Source organism: Streptococcus sp. oral taxon 064, assembly GCF_001683375.1.
In the GTDB taxonomy this organism is placed as follows: domain Bacteria; phylum Bacillota; class Bacilli; order Lactobacillales; family Streptococcaceae; genus Streptococcus; species Streptococcus oralis_S.
Window position 1 is genome coordinate 1665363 of sequence record NZ_CP016207.1, and the last position, 25818, is coordinate 1691180.

The 25818-nt window shown below is 40.3% G+C and carries 23 protein-coding genes; 1 reads left to right on the plus strand and 22 read right to left on the minus strand.

Features of this window, described 5'->3' with window-relative positions; translation table 11 throughout:
* Positions 1-70: 70 nt before the first annotated feature.
* The 10 genes from AXF18_RS08185 to eno all read right to left on the minus strand — a co-directional run bounded on the left by AXF18_RS08185 (position 71) and on the right by eno (position 7173).
* The gene (locus AXF18_RS08185) at positions 71-364 is read right to left on the minus strand and encodes a hypothetical protein (RefSeq protein ID WP_065371796.1); all 294 of its coding nucleotides are present in this window, start codon (positions 362-364) and stop codon (positions 71-73) included.
* Positions 365-387: 23 nt separating this feature from the next.
* Positions 388-1080, minus strand: coding sequence for a YjjG family noncanonical pyrimidine nucleotidase (locus tag AXF18_RS08190; RefSeq protein ID WP_065371797.1), 693 nt, complete (start codon positions 1078-1080; stop codon positions 388-390).
* Positions 1081-1146: 66 nt separating this feature from the next.
* On the minus strand, positions 1147-1563 hold the full coding sequence (locus tag AXF18_RS08195) for an Imm70 family immunity protein (protein ID WP_000110629.1): 417 nt from the start codon (positions 1561-1563) through the stop codon (positions 1147-1149).
* An 86-nt stretch (positions 1564-1649) separates the two neighbouring features.
* Positions 1650-2153 carry a hypothetical protein gene (locus AXF18_RS08200; protein WP_000504321.1) on the minus strand — a complete coding sequence of 168 codons (504 nt, stop codon included), beginning with the start codon at positions 2151-2153 and terminating at the stop codon, positions 1650-1652.
* Between the two features lie 286 nt (positions 2154-2439).
* Entirely contained in the window at positions 2440-2982 is a 543-nt protein-coding gene (locus AXF18_RS08205) for a ClbS/DfsB family four-helix bundle protein (protein WP_002880645.1), read from the minus strand.
* A gap of 126 nt (positions 2983-3108) precedes the next feature.
* Entirely contained in the window at positions 3109-4023 is a 915-nt protein-coding gene (locus AXF18_RS08210) for a hypothetical protein (RefSeq protein WP_001178523.1), read from the minus strand.
* Positions 4024-4206: 183 nt separating this feature from the next.
* On the minus strand, positions 4207-4980 hold the full coding sequence (locus tag AXF18_RS08215) for a GyrI-like domain-containing protein (protein WP_227945817.1): 774 nt from the start codon (positions 4978-4980) through the stop codon (positions 4207-4209).
* On the minus strand, positions 4934-5065 hold the full coding sequence (locus tag AXF18_RS10245) for a hypothetical protein (RefSeq protein WP_265335743.1): 132 nt from the start codon (positions 5063-5065) through the stop codon (positions 4934-4936). The genes AXF18_RS08215 and AXF18_RS10245 overlap by 47 nt, the downstream gene beginning before the upstream one ends.
* Positions 5066-5245: 180 nt before the next feature.
* Positions 5246-5740, minus strand: a complete 495-nt coding sequence (locus AXF18_RS08220; RefSeq protein WP_000031464.1) for a YkgJ family cysteine cluster protein — start codon at positions 5738-5740, stop codon at positions 5246-5248.
* A gap of 128 nt (positions 5741-5868) precedes the next feature.
* Complete coding sequence (gene eno, locus AXF18_RS08225) at positions 5869-7173, minus strand: surface-displayed alpha-enolase (RefSeq protein WP_000022821.1); 1305 nt, start codon at positions 7171-7173, stop codon at positions 5869-5871.
* Positions 7174-7335: 162 nt separating this feature from the next.
* On the opposite strand from eno, the gene AXF18_RS08230 reads away from it, so the two are divergent.
* Positions 7336-7782, plus strand: a complete 447-nt coding sequence (locus AXF18_RS08230) for a DUF1694 domain-containing protein (RefSeq protein ID WP_000131096.1) — start codon at positions 7336-7338, stop codon at positions 7780-7782.
* Here the strand turns inward: AXF18_RS08230 and AXF18_RS08235 are convergent.
* The 12 genes from AXF18_RS08235 to AXF18_RS08290 form a co-directional block, all read right to left on the minus strand.
* Entirely contained in the window at positions 7779-8894 is a 1116-nt protein-coding gene (locus tag AXF18_RS08235; RefSeq protein ID WP_000706405.1) for a glycerate kinase, read from the minus strand. The genes AXF18_RS08230 and AXF18_RS08235 overlap by 4 nt on opposite strands.
* Positions 8895-8903: 9 nt before the next feature.
* Positions 8904-9548: a phosphoserine phosphatase SerB gene (gene serB, locus AXF18_RS08240; protein WP_000084531.1), complete on the minus strand. Its 645-nt coding sequence runs from the start codon at positions 9546-9548 to the stop codon at positions 8904-8906.
* 58 nt (positions 9549-9606) lie between these two features.
* Positions 9607-11040: a glycogen synthase GlgA gene (glgA, locus tag AXF18_RS08245; protein WP_065371798.1), complete on the minus strand. Its 1434-nt coding sequence runs from the start codon at positions 11038-11040 to the stop codon at positions 9607-9609.
* Complete coding sequence (glgD, locus tag AXF18_RS08250; protein WP_049520334.1) at positions 11037-12176, minus strand: glucose-1-phosphate adenylyltransferase subunit GlgD; 1140 nt, start codon at positions 12174-12176, stop codon at positions 11037-11039. Before glgD ends, glgA begins: the two co-directional genes overlap by 4 nt.
* Positions 12166-13308 (minus strand): glucose-1-phosphate adenylyltransferase, encoded by a 1143-nt coding sequence (locus tag AXF18_RS08255; RefSeq protein ID WP_065371799.1) that lies wholly within the window; start codon positions 13306-13308, stop codon positions 12166-12168. The genes glgD and AXF18_RS08255 overlap by 11 nt, the downstream gene beginning before the upstream one ends.
* 158 nt (positions 13309-13466) lie before the next feature.
* Positions 13467-15362 carry a 1,4-alpha-glucan branching protein GlgB gene (glgB, locus tag AXF18_RS08260; RefSeq protein ID WP_001064529.1) on the minus strand — a complete coding sequence of 632 codons (1896 nt, stop codon included), beginning with the start codon at positions 15360-15362 and terminating at the stop codon, positions 13467-13469.
* Positions 15363-15634: 272 nt separating this feature from the next.
* Entirely contained in the window at positions 15635-17059 is a 1425-nt protein-coding gene (locus tag AXF18_RS08265; protein WP_065371800.1) for an NADP-dependent glyceraldehyde-3-phosphate dehydrogenase, read from the minus strand.
* 197 nt (positions 17060-17256) lie between these two features.
* Positions 17257-19542, minus strand: coding sequence for a type I pullulanase (gene pulA / locus AXF18_RS08270; RefSeq protein ID WP_065371801.1), 2286 nt, complete (start codon positions 19540-19542; stop codon positions 17257-17259).
* A gap of 162 nt (positions 19543-19704) precedes the next feature.
* On the minus strand, positions 19705-21663 hold the full coding sequence (gene ligA, locus AXF18_RS08275) for an NAD-dependent DNA ligase LigA (RefSeq protein WP_065371802.1): 1959 nt from the start codon (positions 21661-21663) through the stop codon (positions 19705-19707).
* Positions 21664-21752: 89 nt separating this feature from the next.
* The gene (locus tag AXF18_RS08280) at positions 21753-22931 is read right to left on the minus strand and encodes an MFS transporter (RefSeq protein WP_065371803.1); all 1179 of its coding nucleotides are present in this window, start codon (positions 22929-22931) and stop codon (positions 21753-21755) included.
* Positions 22932-23011: 80 nt separating this feature from the next.
* Positions 23012-23875, minus strand: coding sequence for an XRE/MutR family transcriptional regulator (locus AXF18_RS08285; protein ID WP_065371804.1), 864 nt, complete (start codon positions 23873-23875; stop codon positions 23012-23014).
* 3 nt (positions 23876-23878) lie between these two features.
* Positions 23879-25780, minus strand: a complete 1902-nt coding sequence (locus tag AXF18_RS08290) for an ABC-F family ATP-binding cassette domain-containing protein (RefSeq protein WP_065371805.1) — start codon at positions 25778-25780, stop codon at positions 23879-23881.
* Positions 25781-25818 lie beyond the last annotated feature (38 nt).

Sequence of the window (25818 nt, forward strand, 5' to 3'; positions counted from 1 at the left end):
CTAAACCACTTTTTACAGTTCTTATATATACTGTTATTGACCCTATTATTTGACATTACTATTCACAGCATCAATCAGCCATTAAAAACTTTTCGATTGTATCAATAGCATAGGAAAGTTGATTATTTACAGACATCATCCGTTCAAGATTAGCGTCCATATAGTAGAGTTCAGATAAACCAACCCTAGGGAGAAAGAGGGAATAGTGGATATTCATCTTCTCTCGAGTACTTAACTCTATATGATTGCTTATGACATACTTTAACTCTTTTAACGAATTTACTTGAGCAACCACACCTTTTAACTGATACTGCTCGATGAGATTTAGTAAGTTATCAATCTCTTCAATGACTTTAATTTCCATATCAACACCTCTTGGGAAAATCACTACAAAGCATCTAAACAATCCAGCAAGTCTTGGTAAGAATGAACTTCGAAAGTCGGCTGGGCTTGTGTGTGATTTTCGAGGTGATGTGGGTTGTACCAGATGGTATCTATGCCAGCATTATTGCCACCTTGAATATCTGCTGTTAGAGAATCTCCAATCATCAGCGTCTTTTCTTTACTAAATCCAGCAATCTGTTGACCGATTTTTTCATAGAATAATGCATCAGGCTTTTGTGTTTGTAACTGCTCGGAGATAAAGACTTGGTTGAAATAGGGAGCCAGGCCAGATTGAGCCAAACGACCTGTCTGAATGGCAGTAATGCCATTTGTCGCAGCATACAAGTCATAATCACGTTCGATGAGGCTGTCCAAGAGTTCATGAGCACCCGAAAGAGTTTGTCCCTGTTGGGCTAAGTAAAATTGGTAACGCTGAGCAAGTAACCTACCGTCTTTTTCCTGTCCAAAATGCGCAAATAGACGAGAAAAGCGCGTGTTAACCAGCTCTTGTTTACTGATTTTCTTTTGTTCCAAGTCCTTCCAGAGAGCCTTGTTCATAGGAACATAATAGTCTTTATAGGCTTGAATGTCTGCAACTCCTTCTTCTTTTAAAAGTTGCGTCAGTGCCACATCCTCAGCAGCATCAAAATTAAGCAAGGTGTGATCGAGATCGAAAAGTAGAAATTTGTAGGGCATTGAGTTTCCTTTCTGAAAATTCATTAAGAATATTATAGCATAAATGAACCTTTGATTTATTGAGTTTCAAATACTTTTTACACTCACATTTTGACCGTGCTCAAGTGCAAATCTAAAACTAGTCAGCAAAACTTCGAATGAATCTTTTCCGGAACTAGTTATGAAATAATGCGATAAATTTGTTATATGCTCTGCGATATTATTTCCCCAAGGAGGAGTGAGTGACAAATCTTCAAAATCCCATATAACATCCTGAGGGAGAAATTTTTTCAACTCCTCTTGGATAGATACCAACTCAGCTATTCCACTCTCAACAGATTCAAAAGGAACATCTCCCCAGTAAAGCTTATTCATTATTACTGGGTATCTACTTCCCCACTGATTATTCTCTAAGCGAACATAAATAGTCGAAAAGAATGAATTAAAAAGACTCCCTTCTCCTATAGTCCACCAATTATAACCAACCATTAACCCTACAGACATAGATATTCTCCTATTCATTTTTAATATTATTTAACGTCAACTAAAGTTTTATACTGATAGTCTCTAAAACATACATTCATTCTCCCCTACCCCAACTCCTTGGCTATTCTGCTTTTTTCAAGTTTTCCCTTAACAATTCGTTTCCATAAAACAAGTAGATTCAAACTATAAGATAAGCGTAGGAGGAAATAATTAATCCATTCGATAAGGGCAAAAAGCTGTATTAGTGTGGCTATAATAGCCACTCGAACACTCTGGGTGTTCCAGACTATAAAAGGAAAGCCTGAAATAAGTAAAACAAGGTCTAGTATTCTGAAACAACCATATAGTTTGGGAACAGTTCCACTTCCGAACTGAGGTTTCGACAGTCTTCTAATCAAAATCGCCCAATAGGTCGAGCCTTGAAGCAATATAAATGTCAGTAAAGATAAAGGATAGAGAATGGTAATTAGACTCATCCAATCACCAAGACGATTTTTCAAAAGGAAAAAACACAACCAAAAGGATAGGATGGCTGTAAGCTCTCCCAAACAGAGGGACACCAACTCTTTTCTAACTTTCTCTTTTTTTATGCTCATCATCTCACCCATCTATCTATCATCCTATATCAGAAAAAAAGCTATTCGAATCATTTTCTAGTCAACATTTCTCAGAATCAAGGCATTCTAAGCGTCGAACTGCTCAATCCCTTTAATATCCGTGTGATTCGAAACTTAGAATTGCATTGATATAAATGTTTTGGTGCTATTCTAAGTTTATGACAAACCTAAATTTTAATTTTAGAAGGATTCTAAAGCTAGAATGGCTCTAAAATCACGAGAAATATGCTATTCGAAACTTAGAAGAACCTTTTTCTAAACTTCATACTCACTTTAACTAGTAGGACTTACAATTCTTCTGATGAGCTTTGAGTTTTTTCAGAGCCCAGTCATAGTGACTGGAGATGGCACTGACAAAGTAGGAACCTAGACTTGTTCCTCCCGTCCACTTATAGACACCTTTTGTGAACAATTCGTCATTGATGAAGCCTTCCATCAACTCTAAAACCTCTTTATGCGATTGATTGAGGAGTTTGGTCGCTTCTTCTAAGGACGTTCTCTGGTGCTTCTTCCAAAAAGCGACATTCATTTCCCCATAAGTTTTCCAATTATAAGGTTCAGGGAGAAAAGGTCTTTCATGACCCTTTTGATTGGAATGTACCCAGGTTAAAAGTAACTGATGCCATTCATAGAGATGGATCAGGACATCCCGTAGATTTTTATCTCTATTCCAGTGAGCTTCTTTTTTCTTTTGGTCTTTTGAAAAATCAAAAGGAGTCTGTAGCTCCTCTTCACTTAGCAGAGAAATTAAGAGATTAAGTTTTTCATAGTTTTCCTTAGAGGCTAACACTAGCTCCTCTTTCGTTCTCGGTCTAGGCATAGGAGTTCTCCCTTCATTTTCAACTAGAATAAGCTATTTTGTTACTTCATTATACCATAATCAAAAAGCAGTTCTTCATTTTACGAACAACTGCTTTTACTAACTATTTTTTTATGCTTATAGTCACTAGTTTACATATAAATCTCTAAAGCGACCATCCACTTCTGCTATCTGATAGAGCAAGTGGGCTAGTTCTTGGTAATCTTCTTTTAAACATGAAAGATGGGCTTGACCAAATAGAGTAGCCAATTCTTCTTTTAATCTTGCCCCTTCTGGATCATGGTCTTTTAAGAATTTACTGAGATAGAGATTTCGAACAGCAGCAAGTTTAAAGCTGAAATACTGATGCAATTGTTTTTGCTCCGTATTTAAGCCGTTTTCAGCAACTGCTTTTGCATAACATTCCAAAACACCGTTTTGGCCATTCAGATATCTGTTCTTCATAATCCTTGCTGTTTCCTGATAGATTTCAGTCTGACTAGGACTCCTGACCTTCTTAAAATTTCCCCACATGGAGTAGGCTCCGCGCTTATAGTCAATAGCCTCTGCCTTCCATGCTTCTAGTATGTCATTAAAAGCAACCTTCATACAGGCAAAACCAGCTGGATCATGCAAATAGAGGTGCTGATGATCAATGCCATACACGGTTACGAAGTGATCCACACCATAAAGGATTGTGTGATTGGGATTGTAAGTCAGATGGCCCATATCAAGAGGTCCCAGAACGACAGGTCCATTTGACAGAAATGTTTCCAACTTTCTTTTAACCTCTTCCAAATCTACTTCCGCGCCATCTTTTAGATAGAAGTCCTCATAGTCAAACCCAAGTATTTTTAAGGAATGAGAGATGGAAAGATCTGGCATTCCATTATCAAAAAATACTAGAGGGTGCTCCTCATCTTCCTTTACGATACTAGCTCCATTTCCCATCACCATAATTGCCTCTAAAAACTCTGCTTTAAAGTCATAGCCATAGCCATCCAGTGCCATTGCCAATGAATAACTATAGCAAAGTGACACATCTCCAAAATACATCTGCATATTCCTACCTCCTTATCTTCTATGGGACTATTATACCGAGAAAACTATTCGCATGCCCCATAAAATCCAAACAAAAAATATGGTTTGTTTGTTTACAGACATGAATGTCAACAATTAAAAACTCTGTAAAAGCTATCTTCTACAGAGTTTGATTTGCATCTTTATAAAAAATCAGAAAATGATCTAGTCCCTGATGACTGGTATCCAGAGTTCCATTTGGTAGTCTGAGGACGACATATCTCCTTTGAAATAAACTTCAAAGTCTGGGGCTCCTGAGTGGCGATAGCCAGTTTCTGGAAAAAAGACCTCTAAGACATATTTCCAAGCATTGTGAATGCTAGCAGGTATAGGGCCTTTGACTGGTACGATAGCATATTCAGCGGCTGGGATATCTTTGATGGACAGACCTAGTTCTTCTGCTTTAGTTTTATCCGTCACATCATAAGCAGCCATATAGTTGATGATTTCGCCTTCTTTGACATCCGAGCAGACGCCAAAAGATTGGCCACTGCCTAGACTCTCTAGGCTTTCAAAGCTGTGATGGGCATAGAGATGCTCCCAAGCAGACGGGCATTTGCTATTGTCAATAGCTTCCAATAGGACGCCTGCCACGGTAAAAGCAGGTTTCTTTTGAATCTTGATATCCATGTTCTTTCCTCCTGTGATTTTTAAGGATAATTGAAGTCTAGGAAAGATCCGATAAGGTTTTCCTTTTCGAACTTCTGAGGGAGTTGCACCATGGAATTTCTTGAAGGCTGTGCTGAAGGCGTCAGCAGACTCATAGCCGTATTTCATTGCTATGTTAATGACTTTCTCAGTGCTTTCCCGCAAGTCCATCACAGCCTCTGACAACCTGCGATTGCGCAAGTATTCTGCTAATGTCATATCTGCCAGGATAGAAAATAGCCTGCTAAAGAGAGAGTAAGAATAGCCCGATAGCTGCTGAAATCTTTTCATATCCACTTCTCCAGTCAGTTGCTGCTCCAAATAATCCATGGTTTGATTGAATTGATGCATCATATTCTTCTTTTCTTACCTCCATAAGATACAAAGGTCATTAAAAGCAAAGTGAAAATGGGAAAATTATCGCTGGTTCTTCTGATTCTAGGTAATTTTTTCTTTTTCGCATAGCTTTTAGTCCGTGTTCAATTCTATCTATATTCTAACAAATACAGGATACTTCCACCCTAGAATCTTTGTACAAGATTTAAAGGTGTAAATTCTATAACTTATCTTTTAATTTCTCAACAAAGAGATAGGCTGCAGGGCAGGTCAAGGTATTCTTAATCGTCAAATGATTAATTTGATGGATCTTTTTCCGATCTGTATGGGGGAATTCACGACAGGCCTTGGGACGAACATCATAGATGCAGCAGAGATTGTCTCCTCCTAGAAAGGGGCAAGGCATGGATTTGAAAACTTTATCCCCATCTTCATCCACCTGAAGGAATTCCGCTTCAAAAGCCGGTAATTTCATCTTAAAGTACTTAGCGATACGGGTGATATCTGCTTCTTTAAAGTCGGGCCCCAAAGTCTTGCAACAGTTGGCACAGGCAGTGCAATCAATCTCAGCAAAGACTTCTTGGTGAATCTGCTGCGCAATCTTATCTAAGTTTTTAGGAGGTTTTTTCTTTAGATTAGCTAACACTTTGCGGTGGTCCTTCTGCTTTTGCAAGGCTAGCTGATGGTAATACTCAATATCAATCTCTTTAGACATAATTTCTTCCTAATACAAGTGTTTTTGTCTATTATACCATAAACTCTGCCCCTTTCTTATCCCCTTGAACAGAAAAAAGCCCTTCGGAAAAAATCCGAGGGGCTTCAAACCTTGTTCACTGAACTAGATTATTTTTTAAGGTTGTAGAATGATTTCAATCCACGGTATTCAGCTACTTCACCAAGTTGGTCTTCGATGCGAAGCAATTGGTTGTATTTAGCGATACGGTCTGTACGTGAAAGTGAACCAGTCTTGATTTGTCCTGCGTTTGTTGCAACTGCGATGTCAGCAATTGTTGAATCTTCAGTTTCACCTGAACGGTGTGATACAACTGCAGTGTAACCAGCTTCTTTCGCCATTTCGATAGCATCGAATGTTTCAGTAAGTGTACCGATTTGGTTAACTTTAATAAGGATTGAGTTAGCAGCACCTTCTGCAATACCTTTTTCAAGGTAAGAAGTGTTTGTTACGAAGAAGTCGTCACCAACCAATTGAACTTTACCACCAAGACGTTCAGTAAGAGCTTTCCAACCGTCCCAGTCGTTTTCGTCCATACCATCTTCGATAGTGATGATTGGGTATTTGTTTACCAATTCTTCAAGGTAGTCGATTTGTTCTGCAGCAGTACGTACAGCAGCGCCTTCACCTTCGAATTTAGTGTAGTCGTAAACTTTACGTTCTTTATCGTAGAATTCTGATGAAGCACAGTCAAATCCGATAAATACGTCTTTACCAGGAACATATCCAGCAGCTTCGATCGCAGCAAGGATAGTTTCAACACCGTCTTCAGTTCCTTCGAAACGAGGAGCGAATCCACCTTCGTCACCTACGGCTGTTTCAAGACCACGAGATTTAAGGATTTTCTTAAGAGCGTGGAAGATTTCAGCACCCCAACGAAGAGCTTCTTTGAATGATGGTGCACCAGCAGGTACGATCATGAATTCTTGGAAAGCGATTGGAGCGTCAGAGTGAGAACCACCGTTGATGATGTTCATCATTGGAGTTGGAAGAACTTTAGTGTTGAATCCACCAAGGTAGCTGTAAAGTGGGATTTCAAGGTAGTCAGCAGCAGCACGAGCTACAGCGATAGACACACCAAGAATTGCGTTTGCACCCAATTTACCTTTGTTAGGAGTACCGTCAAGTGCGATCATAGCACGGTCGATAGCTTGTTGGTCACGTACATCGTAGCCGATGATTGCTTCAGCAATGATGTTGTTTACGTTGTCAACAGCTTTTTGTGTACCAAGACCACCGTAACGAGATTTGTCACCGTCGCGAAGTTCAACTGCTTCGTGTTCACCAGTAGAAGCTCCTGATGGAACCATACCACGTCCGAAAGCACCTGATTCAGTATAAACTTCTACTTCAAGTGTTGGGTTACCGCGTGAGTCTAGGACTTCGCGAGCGTAAACATCAGTAATAATTGACATTTTTTACTCTCCTTTGAGTTAAATTTTTTACACCTCTATGATACCTTAAAAATAAGCGTTTTTCAAGAAAAAACGTTATCTTTGTGCAAATTTTCCTTAACTTTATAAAGTAATCGCTTTCTTTTATCTGTTTTCTTGCGATTTTTGTGATATACTGTTTTTATGACAGATTTATCAAAACAACTACTAGAAAAAGCTCATGGTGGGCCGAAATTAAACCCTGACGAACAACGCCGCTATCTCGGCACTTTCGAGGAAAGAGTTCTTGGCTACGCGGATATCAGTACTGCCAATAGTCCTGAATTAGAACATGGATTTTTCTCTATTTTAGAGGGTTTTCAAGAAAAGGTAGAGGCACTTTTTGTGAAGATTTCACCAAATATCGAGTTTGACAAACAGGTCTTTTACTTAAAGCAAGCAAAGGAAAGCAACTGTCAGGCGACTATTGTTTCAGATGATCATATCACCTCTCCTTTCGGTCTTGTCATTCATACAAATGAACCTGTTCAAGTAGAAGAAAAGGACCTTAGACTTGCATTTTCAAGTCTTTGGGAGGAGAAAAAGGCTGAGCCACCTAAAAAATCCATCTGGAAAAAATGGTTTGGTTAATGATTTCTCATGTTTAATAAACGGCCAATATTAGTAGCTGTGTGCTCCAAATAGAGACTTGCATTTTTCAAACTATCTTCCAAAGGTTCACTTTTCTCTAAAATAGAAAAGACAGCTTGTATATTTTCGAATGGTAGGGAAGGTAAATCCTCGGAAAGACTACCACAAATAGCAATAACAGGAACTCCGTTAGGGGTTCTTTTTGCTACTCCCATAGGAGCTTTTCCAACAAAGCTTTGACTGTCCAGTCTGCCTTCTCCAACGATAACCAAGTCTGCCCCTGCAACTTTCTTATCAAAATCAATCAAATCTAAACAAGTGTCAATTCCAGATACGATAGTGGCCTCAGCAAAGGAACAGAGCCCAGCCGCAATCCCACCGCCGGCTCCTGCTCCATTGAGAGACAGGGTTGATGGTGAAAATTTTTCATAGAACTCCTGTATAGCCAGATCTACTGTCTCAAACAAAGCAGGATCCAAGCCCTTTTGTTTTCCAAATGTATAGGTCGCTCCTTGATGACCACATAAAGGGCTCACGACATCTGCTAAAATGCGGATTTTCACATCTTCAGGAATCCTATACAACTCGCTGTCTGAAACTGACTCAAACTCAAGCAAAGTCTGACCGCAAGCTGGCAATTCTTTTCCATTCTTATCATAAAAGTGATAACCCAAAGCAGCTGCAATGCCAATTCCACCATCATTACTAGCCGTACCACCTACACCGATGTAGATTTCTTTCATACCTTGATCAATAAGATGGCGGATCAATTCTCCGATACCGCGAGTTTGGATGTGGAGAGGGTTTCGTTTCTCCTGCGGAATCTTTCCAAGACCAACCAAGTTAGCAACTTCAAAGAGCGCTATTTGATCTTTATAAAAGTAGCGCATGGCTTCTTTTAGCCCAAAAGGTCCTGTCACTTGGAACCATTTTTCTTCGAGGTCAAGCGAATGTCGAAGCGCATCTACAGTTCCTTCCCCACCATCGCCAACAGGGCAAAGCAGACATTCTACATCTGCTATCGATTTTTGGAATCCTCTTTTTATAGCTTGAGCGACCTCTTCTGCCGTCAAACTTTCTTTAAAAGAATCGGGTGCAATTACAATTTTCATAGTTCCCTCTCATTCTAAGAAATCAATCAAAGGTAGAACTTCCAAAAAATCCCTCGTATCTACATGACAAGCTATCTCTGTTTTTACGACCTCTTTGGCACAAAATGCAATACCACGTCCTGCTGACTTTAACATCAAGAGGTCATTGGCACCATCACCGATGGCAATCGTTCTTTCTTTGGGAAGTTCTAATTCCTTTCTCCATCTCTCAAGAGTAGCTTTTTTTACTTGACCTGTCACAATTTCACCAACTGATTTTCCTGTTAAAAAACCGTCTTTGACTTCCAACTGGTTGGCGGAGAAATAGGAAATACCAAGGGATTTTGCTAATCTTTCAACTATTGGTGTAAAGCCACCAGACACTAGACCGACTAGAATGCCCTTCTTTTGAAGTATGGAGATAAATTCTTGAGCATTCTTGGACAGATGAATGGATTTGAAGACAGTATCAAAGACCGAAACCGGAAGGCCTTTTAACAAAGCTACCCTCGCTCGTAAACTTGTTTCAAAGTCCAGTTTGCCTCGCATTGCCTGGCTTGTAATCTGCGATATTTCTTCTTCACAACCTGCTTCTTTTCCTAAAAGGTCAATCACCTCTTCTGCTATCAGGGTGCCGTCAACGTCCATGACACAGAGCCCCATTACTTGAGACATAAACTTTCCTTTCTAAACAGCCCAAAAATCGTATGAAAGAATCATATGATTTTATCTATTAGTTGACTAAACTATGGTACAAGTCAAGGTAAGATTTGCAGGCTGTATCCCATGAGAAATCACATTCCATAGCTTGTTTTTGTAGATTTCTCCAAACTTCCGGCTGGTACTTATAAACATCCAAGGCTGTTTGGAAACTCCAGTTAAGCCAGTATGGTGTTAAATTGTCAAAGCTAAATCCAGTTCCAGTTCCTTCGATTGGATTGAAGGATTGAACAGTGTCACGCAAGCCACCCACTTCATGAACCAATGGTAGAGTTCCATAGCGCATCGCCATCATTTGAGACAAACCACATGGTTCAAAACGACTCGGCATGAGGAAGAGATCACAAGCTGCGTAGATTTCTTGAGCAAGCTTGACGTCAAAAGTGATATTTGCTGATAGCTTGTCTGGATAGACTTGCGCAAACCAGGAGAAGGAATGTTCAAAAGCAGGATCTCCTGTTCCTAAAAGGACTATTTGAACGTCCTCCTGTAAGAAACGATGCAAGCTTTCTACCACAACATCAAAACCTTTTTGGCGGGTCAATCGAGAGACAATCCCAACTAGAGGAACATCTGCTCGCACTGGTAACCCAACTCTCTCTTGTAATTTTGCTTTGTTTTGAGCTTTTCCAGACAAATCTTCTTTATCAAAATGATAGTCTAAAAGTGGGTCTGTTTGAGGATTATAAAGATCTGCGTCAATACCATTGACAATACCTGAAACCTTACCTGACTCCATGCGAAGAATCTGGTCCAAACCGCAACCAAACTGACTGGTCATAATCTCATGTGCATAGCTAGGGGAAACGGTTGTGACACGATCCGCGTAGAGAATACCAGCTTTCATCCAGTTAAGGCAATCATTCCAGCGAAGGGTGCCATCAGCATAGCGTTCAAAGCCAACACCGAACAAATCCCACAACATTCCTTCAGAAAATTGGCCTTGAAATTCCAAATTATGAATAGTTAAAACGGTTCTGATTCCTTGATATGCTTGAATCCAATGGTACTTCTCCTTCAACAAGAAGGGAATCATAGCTGTGTGGTAGTCATGAACATGGAGAAGGTCAGGGATAAAGCCGATGCGTTCCATAGCTTCAAGAGCAGCCAGTTGGAAAAAGGCAAAGCGCTCACCATCGTCAAAATCACCGTACACATGACCACGGAAGAAATAATACTGATTATCAATGAAGTAGAAAGTAACCCCATTCAAGACCGTTTTCTTAATGCCACAGTACTGTCTACGCCATCCCACACTAACTTCAAAGTGAAGAACATCCTCTATCTGGTCTCCAAACTTTGCTTCTACCATATCATAGTAAGGCAAGAAAACTGCAACTTCGTGCCCCGCTTTTACAAGTGATTTGGGAAGTGCACCAATAACATCGCCCAAACCACCTGTTTTTGAAAAGGGTGCTCCTTCTGCCGCTACAAATAAAATTTTCATGAATAAATGTCCTCTGTTACTGTTTCACCCTTCTTCACTACAACTGGATGTTCTGCTGTGCCTCGAATGACAACACCGTCCGCAACCTCAACTCCCTTATCCAAGATAGCATATTCAACTTGGGCACCTTGTCCAATCACAACACGAGGGAATAAAATGCTGTCCTTCACCACACTATCCTTGTGAACATAAATGTTACGAGATAGGACTGACTGAACTACTTCGCCCTCAATGATACTACCAGAAGCAAACTGAGAAGTACTTACTTTTGAAGTATTCGCATAGTAGGTTGGTTCTTCATTCTTAACTTTTGTATAAATCTTTTGATTTGGTGAGAAGAGAGAGTAGAACTTTTTAGATTCAAGCATATCGATATTGGCTTGATAATAGGACTGAACAGAGTGAATGTTTGCCAAGTATCCTGTGTATTCGTAAGCAAAAGCTCCTTCTTTTACAGCTAAATCGCGGAGAACATAGCGCAACTTTTCAGGATATTCTTTCTGAGCCTCTTCTTCAAGTCGTTCAATCAACCAAGGAGTGTCCACAACAAAGATATCTGTAGACATGTTGAAGAGTTCATCCGTAGATTTGTTATCAAAGAGTTTGTGCGAACGAACATGGTCAGTTTCATCGATTTCCAAGATAGCATTCACATCTGAAATGTCTTTCTTAGGAAGTTTCTTATATACAACTGTGATCGGACCATTCGTTGTATTGTGTAGGTGGAAGACTTGATTCAAGTCAATATTCACTAATACATCACAGTTAATCGAAACGGTTTGGTTTGAACCCGAACGTCTCAAGTAGGTAAGTAGCTGTTGGTAATACTCTTTTCCAACTGTACTGCTTTCAACACGAGTGTTGTAAATTCCTAGATAGTAGTGACTTAGAAGGGTTGACAAGCCCCACTCACGACCTGAACGGATATGGTCGAAAACTGAGCTGATATTATCTTGTTGGAAAATACCAAAGATACTACGAACACCTGCATTTGCAAGACTGGAAAGGGGGAAGTCAATCAAACGGTATTTCCCACCGAAAGGCAAGCTAGCTACCGGACGGTGTTCTGTTAACGTTGACATATCATGAAAACCAACTGTGTTTCCTAAAATGGCTGAATATTTATCAATCTTCATCTGTTGCTACCCCCACTACTTCATTGTATCCTACTACTTGTACTTCATCCGTTCCGTCAATCTCTACGCCGTCTGCAATAATGGCACCCTCACCAATAATAGCACGAGTAATCTTTGCTCCATGGCCAATAATAGCCCCACTCATGATAACGGAATCAACGACCTCAGCACCTTCACGTACTTGTGCTTCTGTTGAAAGAATCGAACGTTTAACAGTTCCATCTACAAAACAACCATCCACGACCAATGAATCTTCAACGTGAGCATGCGCACCAAAGTAGTTTGGTGGTGAAATCAAGTTTCTAGAGTAAATTTTCCACTGACGATTGCGGCTATCCAAGGCATTTTCTGGTGAAATGTACTCCATATTGGCTTCCCAAAGTGACTCAATCGTACCAACATCTTTCCAGTAGCCATTAAATTCATAAGCATAGACACTTTCACCAGACTCGAGATAGTTAGGGATAACGTTCTTACCAAAGTCTGACATATCCACATTACTCTTTTCAGCAGCAACAAGCATATTGCGAAGTCGTTTCCAGTCGAAAATATAGATTCCCATAGAAGCTTTTGTAGATTTAGGTTGAGCAGGTTTTTCTTCGAATTCAACGATACGGTTATTGGCATCTGTATTCATGATACCGAAACGGCTAGCTTCTTTGAGCGGTACGTCTAGGACAGCTACTGTCAAACTGGCATTATTATCCTTATGGGACTGAAGCATATCATCGTAGTCCATCTTGTAGATGTGGTCACCAGAAAGAATCAAAACATACTCAGGATTAATACTGTCGATGTAGTCAATGTTTTGGTAGATAGCGTGACTAGTCCCTTCAAACCAACGGTTTCCTTCGCTGGCTGAATAAGGTTGTAAAATAGAGACACCTGAATTGATACCATCCAATCCCCAGCTAGAACCATTTCCGATATGGTTGTTCAAAGCGAGAGGTTGGTATTGCGTAATCACACCAACATTATGGATTCCAGAGTTTGCACAGTTGGAAAGAGCAAAATCAATGATACGGTAGCGCCCACCGAATTGCACTGCCGGTTTGGCAATGCTTTGAGTGAGTTTTCCGAGACGTGTTCCTTGCCCACCCGCAAGGATCAAAGCTAGCATTTCATTCTTCATTTTCTACTCCTTTATAAAGACATGTGAACGTTAAAATCGAAAGAAGGTCGGAAGTCAAACTTTTTTATAAAAATAATAGGAAATCCATTTCTCTTGTGTTTCAAGTCCAATACAAGTACATCCGTTTTTAAAATCTAAAAAATATCATCAACAGCCCATTATTCTTTTTTCTTAGCTGGTTTCAAACGACGCTTGATCTTCCAGATGCTTGCTCCCATGGCAGGCAAGGTAAAGGTCAAAGTCTGCTCATAATCCTTCCATAAGCCTTCTTGAGTCTGAACTGTTTGATTGTGCTCTTTCCACACACCTCCCCATTCTTCTAATTCTGTATTCCAAACTTCTTCGTAAATACCTGCAACAGGTAAACCAATCGTAAAGTCCTTACGTTCAACTGGTGCCATGTTAAAGACACAGACTAACATTTCGTCTTTCTTGCCCTTACGAATAAAGGAAAGGACACTCTGATCTCTATTATCAGCATCGATAATCTCGATACCATCATAACTAGTATCAATTTCCCAAAGACAGCGATGGTCTTTATAGAATTGATTGAGTTGAGAAGTAAAATGCTTCATCTTGGCATTCATCGGATCTTCTAGATTAGACCATTCCAACTGCTCCTCAGACTTCCACTCTAGGAATTGCCCGTACTCACTACCCATGAACAAGAGTTTCTTACCAGGATGACAAATTTGATAGGTGTAGAGGTTGCGCAGACCAGCGAACTGATTGTAGCGATCTCCCCACATCTTATGCATCATACTCTTCTTGCCATGAACCACTTCATCATGCGAGAAAGGTAAGAGATAGTTTTCATTGAAAACATACATAAAGCTGAAGGTCACAAGATTAAAGTCATACTTGCGATAAATCGGATCTTCCTCGTAGAAACGGAGAATGTCGTTCATCCAGCCCATATTCCATTTATAGTCAAATCCAAGGCCGCCCATTTCTTTCATACCAGTAATCTTTGTCGCTGATGAGCTTTCTTCTGCAATCATCATGATATCTGGATGAGCTAACTTAATCACTGTGTTCAACCGTTGAAGGAAATAATAACCCTCGTAGTTAAGGTTTCCACCGTCTTTGTTTGGAGTCCAAGGAGCATTATCATAATCTAGATACAGCATATTGCTCACTGCATCGACCCGAATACCATCTAAGTGGTAAAAATCAATCCAAAATTTAATACTTGAAATCAGGAAAGACTGGACCTCATTTTTCCCGAGGTCAAAATTCAGTGCACCCCAACCGTAGTTATGAGCCTTGTTGTGGTCTTGGTATTCAAAAGTTGGTGTACCGTCATAATATGCCAATGCATCATCATTAATAGTGAAATGACCCGGAACCCAGTCGACGATAACACCGATATTATTTATATGACATTCTTCAACGAAATCTTGGAATTCCTCAGGTGTACCATAGGAATGTTCAAAAGCAAAGTAACCCATAAGTTGATAGCCCCAGCTCAATCCAAGTGGGTGAGCCATTAAAGGCATGAACTCAATATGTGTATAGTTCATCTCAACTAAGTATGGAATCAACTCGTCTTTCAGTTGCGAAAAAGTATAGGGACTACCATCTGGATTTCTCTTCCAAGATCCTGCATGGGCTTCATATATATTAACTGGTCTCTCGAAAAATCCCAGACGTTTGCGACGTGCTAGCCAAAGGCCATCTTTCCATTTCTTTTCACGGATATTGGTCAAAACAGCTCCTGTACCCGGTCTAGCTTCAAAATAAACTGCCAAAGGATCGATCTTCATAATCTGGTGACCATTTGCACGCGTGATATGATATTTATAAATCTGACCTTCCTGGGCTTGACTCGTAAAGACTTCCCAAACACCTGCTTCATTACGAACCATAGGAATCTGATTCTCAACCCAATCGGTAAAATCACCAACTAGATGAACTGCTTGTGCATTTGGGGCCCAAACCCTAAAGGTATAGCCTATTTCTCCGTTTTTCTCCTCTCTATGCGCTCCTAAATAATGCTGGAGGTGAAAGTTCTCACCTGTAGTAAAGGTTCTTAATGCTTCTTGATTATTCATTCAATCCCCTTTCTTTTGTAAGCGTTTTCTATAATTCTATTATACACTCTTTTAAGATAACTTTCAAGTAATTTACGAAGGAAATCATATTTTTTTATGAAAGCCTTCAAAAAATTACCTAGCATTTTAAAAAAGATATCCAGAAAATAGAACACAAAACAATTTCCATATATTTTTTTATTATAATACCAGAATATTCGTTTTTTATCAATTTTTTACTGTATTATTTTGAAAAAAATAAAATCAGGAAGTTATTTTCCTGATTTTATAAATTATCTCACATCAAAAACAATGGATTTGACATTTGTCATCGCTTCGATACTATATTTAATTCCTTGCACTCCCGCACCAGAACCTTTTACACCAAGGAATGGGAAATTATCTGGTCCACGTTGTGTTTTATTGTTAATATGAACGGTACCAACTTCAAGTTTCTCAGCAATTTCAAATGCCTTCTTAAAGTCATTTGTAAAGACTGAAGATTGAAGACCGAATTCTGATTCATTAGCAATTTCAAGTGCTTCATTGGCATCTGCAACTCGAATAATTGGGAGAACAGGTCCAAATGGTTCTTCCCAGGCTAATTTCATATCTCTTGTGACATAATCAAAAAGTCCTGGCCAAATGAGATTGTTCTCACGTTTGATTGGGCTGAGCGCTTTGGCTCCTTTTTCCTGAGCATCTTCAATCAATCCCCAGATGAAATCAGCTGAAGCATTATCAATAACTGGCGTGATATCTGCATTGTCAAATGGATCACCAACAGTTAGCTTGGCAACTTCAGCTTGGAGCAATTCAGCCAATCTGTCTGCGACGCTTTCCACAACCAAAACACGTTTGATAGCGGTACAACGCTGACCAGAGTAGCTAAAGGCACCACCTACGATTTGCTTAGCTGCATTTTCTAAATCTGCATCTTCTAAGACAATTGCTGCATCTTTTCCACCAAGCTCAAGCATAATCGGGCGCATACCAGCTAAACGACCAATACGCTCACCAATCGGTGTTGAACCTGTAAAGTTAATGAAGTTCACTTCCTTGTGTTCGATGATGTAGTCTCCGATTTCAGAACCACGTCCAGTGATGGTGTTAAAGACACCTGCTGGGATTCCTGCTTCGTCAAATGCTTTAGCCAACAAGAGTCCAGAAATAGATCCTTGTGTTGGTGGTTTGAACATAACGACATTTCCTGCAATCAAAGCCGGAGCAATCTTAGATCCAGAAAGGTTGACTGGATAGTTAAATGGCGCGATAGCCAAAACGACACCAACTGGTTCACGACGGACAACGGCTAGTTTATTTTTACTTGCAGCTTCAAAACCACCACCTTCCATCGCTTGTCCAGTGATACGGAGGCCTTCCTCGGCAGCAAAACGAATCAATTCTGCTGTACGTACTACTTCTCCAATGGCTGCTTTAATTCCTTTTGCAACCTCTTTGGCAAGAATGGTACCAATTTTTTCTTTATCACGTTCCAAAATGTCTGCTGTCTTATGCAAATAAGCTGCACGCTCAACGGGTGCTAAATCACGCCATGCTGGGAGAGCTGCACGTGCAGCTTTCATAGCCTCATCTACTTCAGCCTGACTCATAGCTGGAACTGTACCCAGCTTTTCCTGATTGACGGGAGAATAGATGGCAATTTCATTCTCTGATGATTTCCATTTTCCATTCACTAAATTCTGATAATTTGTCAAATTCTCTTCCTCCTGAAAATGATTAAAACTTATTTTATCAAATTTTCAGAAAATTACAACCCCTTTTTGGAAAATATTGATATTTTTTTCACAAACTTGATTCTTCAAATTATTTGAAATTTATTCCTATTAGATATTGGTTTTTCAATAAAAATCAAAAAAGGTCTAGTTTTAACTAAACCTTTTTGCTGCATTTACTATGAAAGTACCTTCAAGACTGCAACGCTGATATCATCAATCACATTAGACTCTTTAGAACGACTATTGGACACCAGCATTTCAAGATTTCCCGCATTTTCAAAGTAGAAGGAAGCTCCTTTAGCATTGAATACCACCAATAAGTGCTCTGCTCCACCGTGAATTTCGTAAACAATCCACCCACTATTTTCAGCAGCTGTATGGACGAAGACATGACGATAAACTTCTTCGTATGTAGGATAAGAGAAAGCACGCGTTTGTGTTTTTAGGCGAATAATCTGGCGAATAAAGTCAATGCTCTCTTGTCTCTCATTGATTAAATCCCAGTTGACCTGGTTGACACTATCTGGAGCATTGTAACTATTCATGGCCCGTTCTCTATCTGCCGCAGTCAGCTCTCCATTTTCTCCAGTAGCAAGGAGTTTGGTGCGGCCAAATTCTTGACCCAGCTCTATAAAGGACATACCTTGCATAAGAATGCTCATCGCTGTTGCTGTCTCGACCTGACGCATAATCTTATCTGAACTGTGATCTGGATGAAGGGTTACTAACAAATCATGCAAGTTGTAATTATCGTGGGCTTCCACGTAGTTAAGAACTTGGTTTGGACTAAGATATGAGCCCAACTCTCGGCTACCAAGAATAGCTTTGGCTACAATCGGTTCTGTAGCTGCACCACTAACAAATCCTGCCTTGATTGAGCCATAAACTTCTCCTCCTTTGATGGCATCACGCTGATCATCATTGAAGAATCCAATATTTGGCATCTGGTAGGCATTGTCCTTCTTGGCCTTGTCATAAGGTGCAAGACCGGTCCCCATATCCCAACCTTCTCCATAAGTGATAATCCGAGGATCAACTTCATCCAGTGCCCAACGAATTGCCTGCATGGTTTTGACATCGTGAATTCCCATCAAGTCGAAACGGAAACCGTCAATATTGTATTCTTTTACCCAATAAAGGAGTGAGTCAATCATATACTTGCGGTACATTTCATGTTCGCTTGCGGTTTCATTTCCAACACCTGTGCCGTTTTGGAAGGTTCCATCTGGATTCATACGATAGTAATAATCAGGAACAGTTGTTTGGAAAGGTGCATCAACCGTTGAGAAGGTATGGTTGTAAACGACATCCATAATGACACCGATTCCCGCATCATGATATGCCTGAATCATGGTCTTGAGGTCTCGAATAACCTGTCCTGGATCATCTGAATTGCTAGAGAAACTTGGTTCTGGCGCATTGTAGTTTTGAGGGTCATAACCCCAGTTATAGGTTACATTTCCATCCTCGTCATATTCCTTATGGCGATCAAAGATTGGTTGGAGCTGAACATAATTACAGCCGAGTTCTTTGATATAGTCAAAGGCTGTTGCTTGACCATACTGGTTAACCGTTCCATTCTGGGCAGCCCCAAGGAAGGTCCCTCGAAGGTTTTCTGGAACTCCAGATGTCGGTGATTTTGTAAAATCACGAATGTGCATCTCGCAGATAACGGCTTTACATGGGTTTTCCAAACGCCAAGGAGCATCTGTCCCATGTTTGACTTCAAATCCATCTACTTGTCTCTCTTTGTGTGATAGAATAACAGAACGTTTTCCGTCAGGACTGGTTGCAATTGTATAAGGATCTCTTGTCAAACTCTTGTGATGAGGGAATTCAATCTGATACTGATAAGCCTTGCCAGCAAGATTTTCATCTAAATCTAGACCCCAAACACCAATGGTATTGTACTTATGACTATATGAATAGCTATTCCCACGCTCGAGATTAAAGGTTTTCCAAATCGGCGCGTCGTTACTTGTATTTTCATAAACGACCACTTGGACTGCTGTAGCGGTTGGAGCCCAGAGTTTAAAGCTTGTCTGGTAGTCTGAGATACTATAACCCAACTCTCCTTGGTATCCCCAATGATGATCAAAACTTTCACTGTGAAAAGCTTTATCAAAAGCAAACGGGTTTCGATCTTTATAGAAAGGACTTGCAATGGCAGGATTTTCAGAATAATAAACCGTCTCATCACCATCTAAGATCCAAACCTCAGTCAACAGTGGATAATAGTTAAACCGTAGGAGATAGTCTTTTGTCTTACCATCTATTTCAGCAGAAAAGGTCAAAGTATCGAGCCTTTCTGCACTTGTGACTGTAAAGGAGAATTTTGCTCCAAAATAGTCATTTTCATAATACAAATTTTCTTTAACATCTGCCTGTTTTCTACTGAATGAACAAGCATCATAATCCCCATTTTTTCGGTGAAAATGGATGACTACTGGGTATCTATACATTTCTTTTCCTAATTTCTAATTTCTAATTTCAAGTTTAATTTTTAAGTCATGCTGAAGAATTTAGCGGGAAATTCAGCACAATAGAGAATAGTTCTAATAGATATAAAAACACATCAGGAGAGATAGTTCCAGACTATCTAACATCTAGTTTTCAACTATTCTTTACAAACTTTCTAGCCAAGCTTCATCTCGAACTTCGATACCAAGTTCTTGTGCTTTTTGGAGCTTGCTTCCTGCATCTGCTCCTGCTACGACAAGATTCGTTTTCTTAGAAACACTGCCTGTGATTTTGGCACCCAGACTTTCAAGTTTGCTTTTAGCTTCTGAGCGCGTGAGACGTTCCAATTTCCCCGTGAGTACAACCGTCAAACCTGACAAGGCTGCATCTGCCACTACTGTCTGCCCTTTGTAGTCCAGATTGACTCCAGCTTCTTTCAACTCGTCTAAGAGAATCTTCGATCCTTCTGTAGCAAAATAAGTCTGAAGGCTTTGCGCAATCACACTACCCAAGCTTTCAATACTTGCTACTTCCTCTGGATCTGCTTGGGCTAGATTTTCAATAGAGTGGAAATGTTGGAGCAAGAGTTGGCTAGCCTTGCTTCCGACATGGCGAATTCCCAGACCAAACAAGAGCTTTTCAGCAGAGTTTTCCTTGGATGCTTGAATGGCCTGATACAGTTTAGAAGCAGACTTTTCCTTGACACCCTCTAAAAGAAGGAAATCGTCTTCTTTCAAACGATAAATATCCGCCACATCCTTGACTAGATTGGCAGCAAAAAGTTTTTCAACGATAGATGGACCAAGTCCTGTAATATTCATGGCATCTCGAGAGGCAAAGTGAATCAGACCTTCCATGATTTGAGCTGGACAGCGAGGATTGATACAACGAAGAGCTACTTCATCTTCAAAGTGAAGCAACTGGCTATCACAACTTGGACAATTAGTCGGAATATCTAGTTTTTCTTCAGAAACACGCTTGGACTCTACCACACGCAGAACAGCAGGGATGATATCTCCAGCCTTATAAACGATTACCGTATCATCTTTTCGGATATCCTTTTCAGCGATATAATCTACATTATGCAAGGTTGCACGGCTAACAGTTGTCCCAGCAAGCTGAACAGGTGTTAGATTGGCAGTCGGAGTCACAACACCCGTACGACCTACTGTCCAGTCAACTGAAAGGAGCTGGGCTTCTTTTTCTTCAGCGGGAAATTTATAGGCGATTGCCCACTTGGGCGCTTTAACAGTAAAGCCGAGTTCTTCTTGACCTGCTAGGTCGTTGACCTTGATGACTACTCCATCAATATCGTAGGGCAGTTTCTCCCGTTCTTGTCCTACTTCTTGGATGAAATCCCATATCTCATCTATACTTTTAGCCAATATTCGTTTAGGATTAACTACAAAACCAAGCTGTTCAAGATGCTCCAAGACTTTTTCTTGACTATCACGAGTAGAAGGGCTGGCTTCTTGATAGAGGAAAGTCGCAAGATTGCGTTTGGCCACTACTGCTGTATCCAGCTGACGGAGGGTTCCTGCAGCTGCGTTACGAGGATTAGCAAATTCAGGCTCTCCATTTTCTTGGCGAGCTTGGTTGACCTGGTCAAATGAAGCGCGTGGCATGTAACACTCTCCACGAACAGTGATATCAAGTTCTTCTGGCAAGGTCAAAGGAATGTCCTTGACACGCTTGAGGTTCTCTGTGATATTTTCACCAACAGAACCATCCCCACGTGTCGCACCGACTACCAAAATTCCCTTTTCATACGTAAGCGAGATAGACAAACCATCGATTTTCAGCTCACAGATATAGATTGGATGGGGTAATTCCTTTCGAACACGCGCATCAAAAGCTTCTAACTCTTCACGTGAAAAAGCATCCTGCAAACTGTATAGAGGATACTGATGACTGTATTTTTCAAAACCATCTAAAACCTTACCACCAACACGATGGGTCGGACTGTCCGCTAAAACTTGATCTGGATAGGCGGCTTCCAATTCGACCAACTCTCGGTAGAGGCGATCATACTCGCTATCTGAAACCGAGGGATTGTCACTCGTATAGTACTCGGTCGCATAGCGGTTAAGTAAGGCAACTAACTCATTCATTCTTTCATTCATAATCCCATTTTACCACAAAGCAAGCCCTCCTCACAATAGAGAAGGACTGAAAAATGATTCGTAGTGTAATATTTTCTAAAAAAGAGAAATTATAACTCTTTTTCAAAATGACTTCGCACGTAAATGAGGGAGAAACAAGACAGGGCAATAACCCCGCTTCCAATTATCAGGAAAGAAGAGAGATGAACACTTGGTAATACTGTCATAAAGCCTTTTGCAATCGGCATAAATAGAATGGCTAAGGTAAAAATGGTGCTTAGAACTCTTCCCAAGTATTCCCCTTCAACCTTGGTTTGCACCTGAGTAAAAAAGTGAATATTAAAAATCGTCATAAACAGTTCACAAACTAAATTTCCAGAAAAGGAAAGAAAAGTTGGCAGTGGTAATCCCATCATAAAAACTCCAACTCCAGGCAAAGCCAATAGAATCAAAAGATTATAAACACTTGCCTTTATTTTGCTAGCTAGAAGAGCTCCGATAATCGAACCAATAGCGCCCATAGTTAAAATAGTTGCATAAGCTCCTTCCACCCCGTATAGTCGATTTGAAAAAGGGAGGATAAATTCAAAGGCTGCAAAAAAGAAATTAACACTGGAAGCTACTACCAAAAGGAAAAAGATCTCTTGCTGTCGCCAAATATAGCGAATTCCTTCTTTCATATCAGTAAAAATATTTTTCCAGCTGAAAGTCTTTTTCTCTTGTTCCTGAGTCTCTTTTTGGGGGAGAAAAGCTACTAAAGTAAATGCGATGAAAAAGCTAATGGAATCTAAAACGAGCGTCATATGGAGACTGGCAAATTGTAAAACGAGGAAAGAAAGCACCGGAGAACTGACTCCTACAACCTGTAAAACTAACTCCAAGCGAGAGTTATAGGTCACTATCTCGTCTTTCTCTACAACCTCAGTTATAATGGCTTTGTTGGCTGTACGGGAAAATGCAAAGGCAACCGCCTGAACAATATTGACAAAAATCAAGGCAGCAATCATCAAGCTATCATCTCTGATGAAAGAAATAGCTAAACAGAGAAGACCACAAATCAAGTCCGTCGTCATCAAAATTTTGCGACGCGAAAAGCGGTCTGAAATCACTCCGCCAAAGGGATTGACCAGAATCGATGTGACGAGTTCAGAAATTTGATAAATCCCAAGAACAGCCTGCCCTATCGTCCCCATTGATGCTAACCAAACACTGTTTCCATAATCATAGAGCATATTTCCTATTTTATTAATAGCCCCACGACTAATCAACTGGATTGCATGTCGATTCATATAAAAAGCTCCTCTCAAATTTTGAAACTATTGTATCAAAACCGAAAGGAGTCTCTTTATTTTTCCCTTATTTGGGAAATTTAAGCATTTACAAATTTTTCATAATGTTCCTGATAGTAAGCCACTTGCTCTGGAAGTCCAAGCACATCAAAAATATGCATAGCCTCCTGCATCTGACTACAACCCTCTTCTTTCAAGTCTCTCTGGTAGAGGGCGAAACCTTTGAGATAATGGAAGATATTGCGCTCATAAAGCTTGATACCATTTCCAATCAACTTCTCCACATAGCCCTCAAAATAGTCCGCATCCGTAAAGGAACGGCTTTCCAAACAATGCTGGTAACAGTTAAGAGCTAAAATCAAAACGAGTTTACGATGCCGTCCAATTTCTTTGTAGTACTCTTCCCGCTCCATGACTTCTCTGCCAATCCGAGCTACATAGTCCACATTGTAGAAAGTATAGAGGTTACCGAAAAGAATCAACTCATACATGGTCCATTCTTCTGTTTGAAAAAGATAATCTGCTACTTTTTCCAAATCACTCTGACTCATCGTGTAATGAGCATCTCTTTGACAAATCAGTCCCTGTAACAAAATCCAATTCAGCTCAAAATAGAGGGGATTGGTCGAACTCTTAGCCTTTTCAAGTTGTTCTCTTTGAAGCTTTTGAAAACCTGCAATATCATTTGAGTAGTAAAGCGGAATAATCTGTGCCATCAAGGCAACATGTTCATGATTTTGAAAATCCCTAGCCTTGTCCATGAAATTTTCAATAGTCACATGAATATTGTCCAAAATCTCAAAGAAACGAGAAACTGCCAGATCAGACTCCCCAAGCTCGAAGCGAGATAATTGAGAAGTTGAACATGATTTACCTGCCGCCTCTTTTAAGGAGTATTTCCCACTTGTTCGAAATTCACGAAATACCTTTCCAAGATGTTCCATTTCTTACACCTGCTCTGATAATTCTTCCCACTCAAGCATTGCTTCTTCCTGACGATGGTTAATTTTGTCCAGTTCAGTCTGCAATTCCATGAGCTTTTCAGCATCGTTGGTTTCCAGCATTTGTTCAGAAATGGCTTGACTTTGAGTTTCTAACTCTTCAATTTCAGCTTCCAAACTCTCGATTTGTCGCATGAGTTTGCGAACTTCTTTTTGACTTTCTTTCTGGGCCTGGTAGTCATTAACTGAACTTGCTTCTTTTGCCTGATTGCTAGTTAAAAGTTCCTCAGCTTGACTCACTTCTACTTCTGCTTTCTTATCAACATAGTAGTCATAATCTCCAAGGTAGAGGGTTGAACCACTCTCAGACAATTCCAGTACATGAGTGGCTACACGATTAATAAAGTAACGGTCGTGGCTCACAAAAAGAAGGGTTCCATCAAAGTCAATCAAGGCATTTTCCAAGACTTCCTTGCTATCAATATCCAAGTGGTTGGTCGGCTCGTCCAAAATCAAGAAATTGTTGTTTTCCATTGAAAGTTTGGCAAGCAACAGACGAGCTCGTTCACCACCAGACAGCATTCCGACTGACTTTTTAACATCATCACCAGAGAAGAGGAAGGCACCAAGGCGGTTGCGGATCTCAACTTCTGGTGTCAGTTTAAAATCATTCCAAAGTTCATCCAGAACCGTATTACTTGGTGTTAGCTTACTTTGAGTCTGATCATAGTATCCAACCTCAACATTGGCACCAAAACGCTTCTCTCCCTTGATAAAAGGAATCTGGTCCACAATAGACTTGATAAAGGTTGATTTGCCAATACCATTTGGTCCTACGATGGCAACAGCATTCATCTTACGGAGGTCAAGGTTGATAGGCTCTGACAATATTTCCCCATCATAGCCAATGGCCGCATTTTCAACGGTTAAAACGATATTACCTGATGTTTTTTCAGACTGGAAGGTTATATTGGCTGATTTCTTACTAGTTTCAGGTTTGTCCAAACGCTCCATTTTTTCTAGTTGTTTACGGCGAGATTGAGCACGTTTAGTCGTTGAAGCTCGGACTAGATTGCGATTGACAAAGTCTTCTAGAGCCGCGATTTCCTTCTGTTGCTTTTCATAGTTTTTTGCCTCTGTAGCTAGCTTTTGCTCCTTTAACTCAACAAAGCGAGAGTAATTGCCTACATAACGATCTAAGGAATGCTTGGTCAAATCCAGTGTAACAGTCGCAACCTTGTCCAAAAAGTAACGGTCGTGGCTGACAATAATGAGGGCACCGCTATAGTTCACTAAGTAATTCTCTAGCCAGGCTATGGTTTCAATATCCAAGTGGTTGGTTGGTTCGTCCAAGACCAAGAGATTGGGCTTTTCAAGGAGCATTTTAGCCAGTGCCAGACGAGTATTTTGGCCACCAGAAAGCTCGTCAATTTTCATCTGCCACATAGACTCGTCAAACTTGAATCCATTTAAGATAGCACGGATATCAGCTTCGTAGGTAAAGCCACCAGCCTGACGGAAGTTCTCTGATAAACGATCATAATCCGCCATCAGTTTATCCAGATCTTCACCAGACTTTTCACCCATCTCCAGTTCCATCTGACGAAGTTGCTTCTCAGTCCGACGCAAGTCATCAAAGACGTGAAGCATTTCATCATAAATGGTATTTTCAGACTCAAAACGGCTATCTTGGGCTAGGTAAGACAGAGAAACATCTTTTTTCTTATTGATTTCTCCACTGGTCGGCTCCTCTTCCCCAACCAAAATCTTCAAAAGAGTGGACTTACCTGCCCCATTTTTCCCAACGAGGGCAATCCGGTCTCGTTCATCAACTTGCAGGTTGATATTATCAAAAAGAACCTCTCCTGCAAAAGAACGTTCAATTTTATTAGCTTGTAAAATAATCATACATCTATTTTACTATCTTTTTCTCTTTTGCACAATTG

Coding starts and splice junctions, on each gene's coding strand:
- AXF18_RS08285 (WP_065371804.1), bottom strand. CDS start 23,875: ATGGAACATCTTGGAAAGGTATTTCGTGAATTTCGAACAAGTGGGAAA.
- glgD (WP_049520334.1), bottom strand. CDS start 12,176: ATGAAGATTGATAAATATTCAGCCATTTTAGGAAACACAGTTGGTTTT.
- AXF18_RS08235 (WP_000706405.1), bottom strand. CDS start 8,894: ATGAAAATTGTAATTGCACCCGATTCTTTTAAAGAAAGTTTGACGGCA.
- AXF18_RS08210 (WP_001178523.1), bottom strand. CDS start 4,023: ATGCAGATGTATTTTGGAGATGTGTCACTTTGCTATAGTTATTCATTG.
- eno (WP_000022821.1), bottom strand. CDS start 7,173: ATGTCAATTATTACTGATGTTTACGCTCGCGAAGTCCTAGACTCACGC.
- pulA (WP_065371801.1), bottom strand. CDS start 19,542: ATGTATAGATACCCAGTAGTCATCCATTTTCACCGAAAAAATGGGGAT.
- glgA (WP_065371798.1), bottom strand. CDS start 11,040: ATGAAAATTTTATTTGTAGCGGCAGAAGGAGCACCCTTTTCAAAAACA.
- AXF18_RS08195 (WP_000110629.1), bottom strand. CDS start 1,563: ATGTCTGTAGGGTTAATGGTTGGTTATAATTGGTGGACTATAGGAGAA.
- AXF18_RS08290 (WP_065371805.1), bottom strand. CDS start 25,780: ATGATTATTTTACAAGCTAATAAAATTGAACGTTCTTTTGCAGGAGAG.
- AXF18_RS08185 (WP_065371796.1), bottom strand. CDS start 364: ATGGAAATTAAAGTCATTGAAGAGATTGATAACTTACTAAATCTCATC.
- ligA (WP_065371802.1), bottom strand. CDS start 21,663: ATGAATGAAAGAATGAATGAGTTAGTTGCCTTACTTAACCGCTATGCG.
- glgB (WP_001064529.1), bottom strand. CDS start 15,362: ATGAATAATCAAGAAGCATTAAGAACCTTTACTACAGGTGAGAACTTT.
- AXF18_RS10245 (WP_265335743.1), bottom strand. CDS start 5,065: ATGGAGGTAAGAAAAGAAGAATATGATGCATCAATTCAATCAAACCAT.
- AXF18_RS08280 (WP_065371803.1), bottom strand. CDS start 22,931: ATGAATCGACATGCAATCCAGTTGATTAGTCGTGGGGCTATTAATAAA.
- AXF18_RS08215 (WP_227945817.1), bottom strand. CDS start 4,980: ATGAAAAGATTTCAGCAGCTATCGGGCTATTCTTACTCTCTCTTTAGC.
- AXF18_RS08200 (WP_000504321.1), bottom strand. CDS start 2,153: ATGGGTGAGATGATGAGCATAAAAAAAGAGAAAGTTAGAAAAGAGTTG.
- AXF18_RS08220 (WP_000031464.1), bottom strand. CDS start 5,740: ATGTCTAAAGAGATTGATATTGAGTATTACCATCAGCTAGCCTTGCAA.
- AXF18_RS08190 (WP_065371797.1), bottom strand. CDS start 1,080: ATGCCCTACAAATTTCTACTTTTCGATCTCGATCACACCTTGCTTAAT.
- AXF18_RS08255 (WP_065371799.1), bottom strand. CDS start 13,308: ATGAAGAATGAAATGCTAGCTTTGATCCTTGCGGGTGGGCAAGGAACA.
- AXF18_RS08205 (WP_002880645.1), bottom strand. CDS start 2,982: ATGCCTAGACCGAGAACGAAAGAGGAGCTAGTGTTAGCCTCTAAGGAA.
- AXF18_RS08230 (WP_000131096.1), top strand. CDS start 7,336: ATGACAGATTTATCAAAACAACTACTAGAAAAAGCTCATGGTGGGCCG.
- serB (WP_000084531.1), bottom strand. CDS start 9,548: ATGTCTCAAGTAATGGGGCTCTGTGTCATGGACGTTGACGGCACCCTG.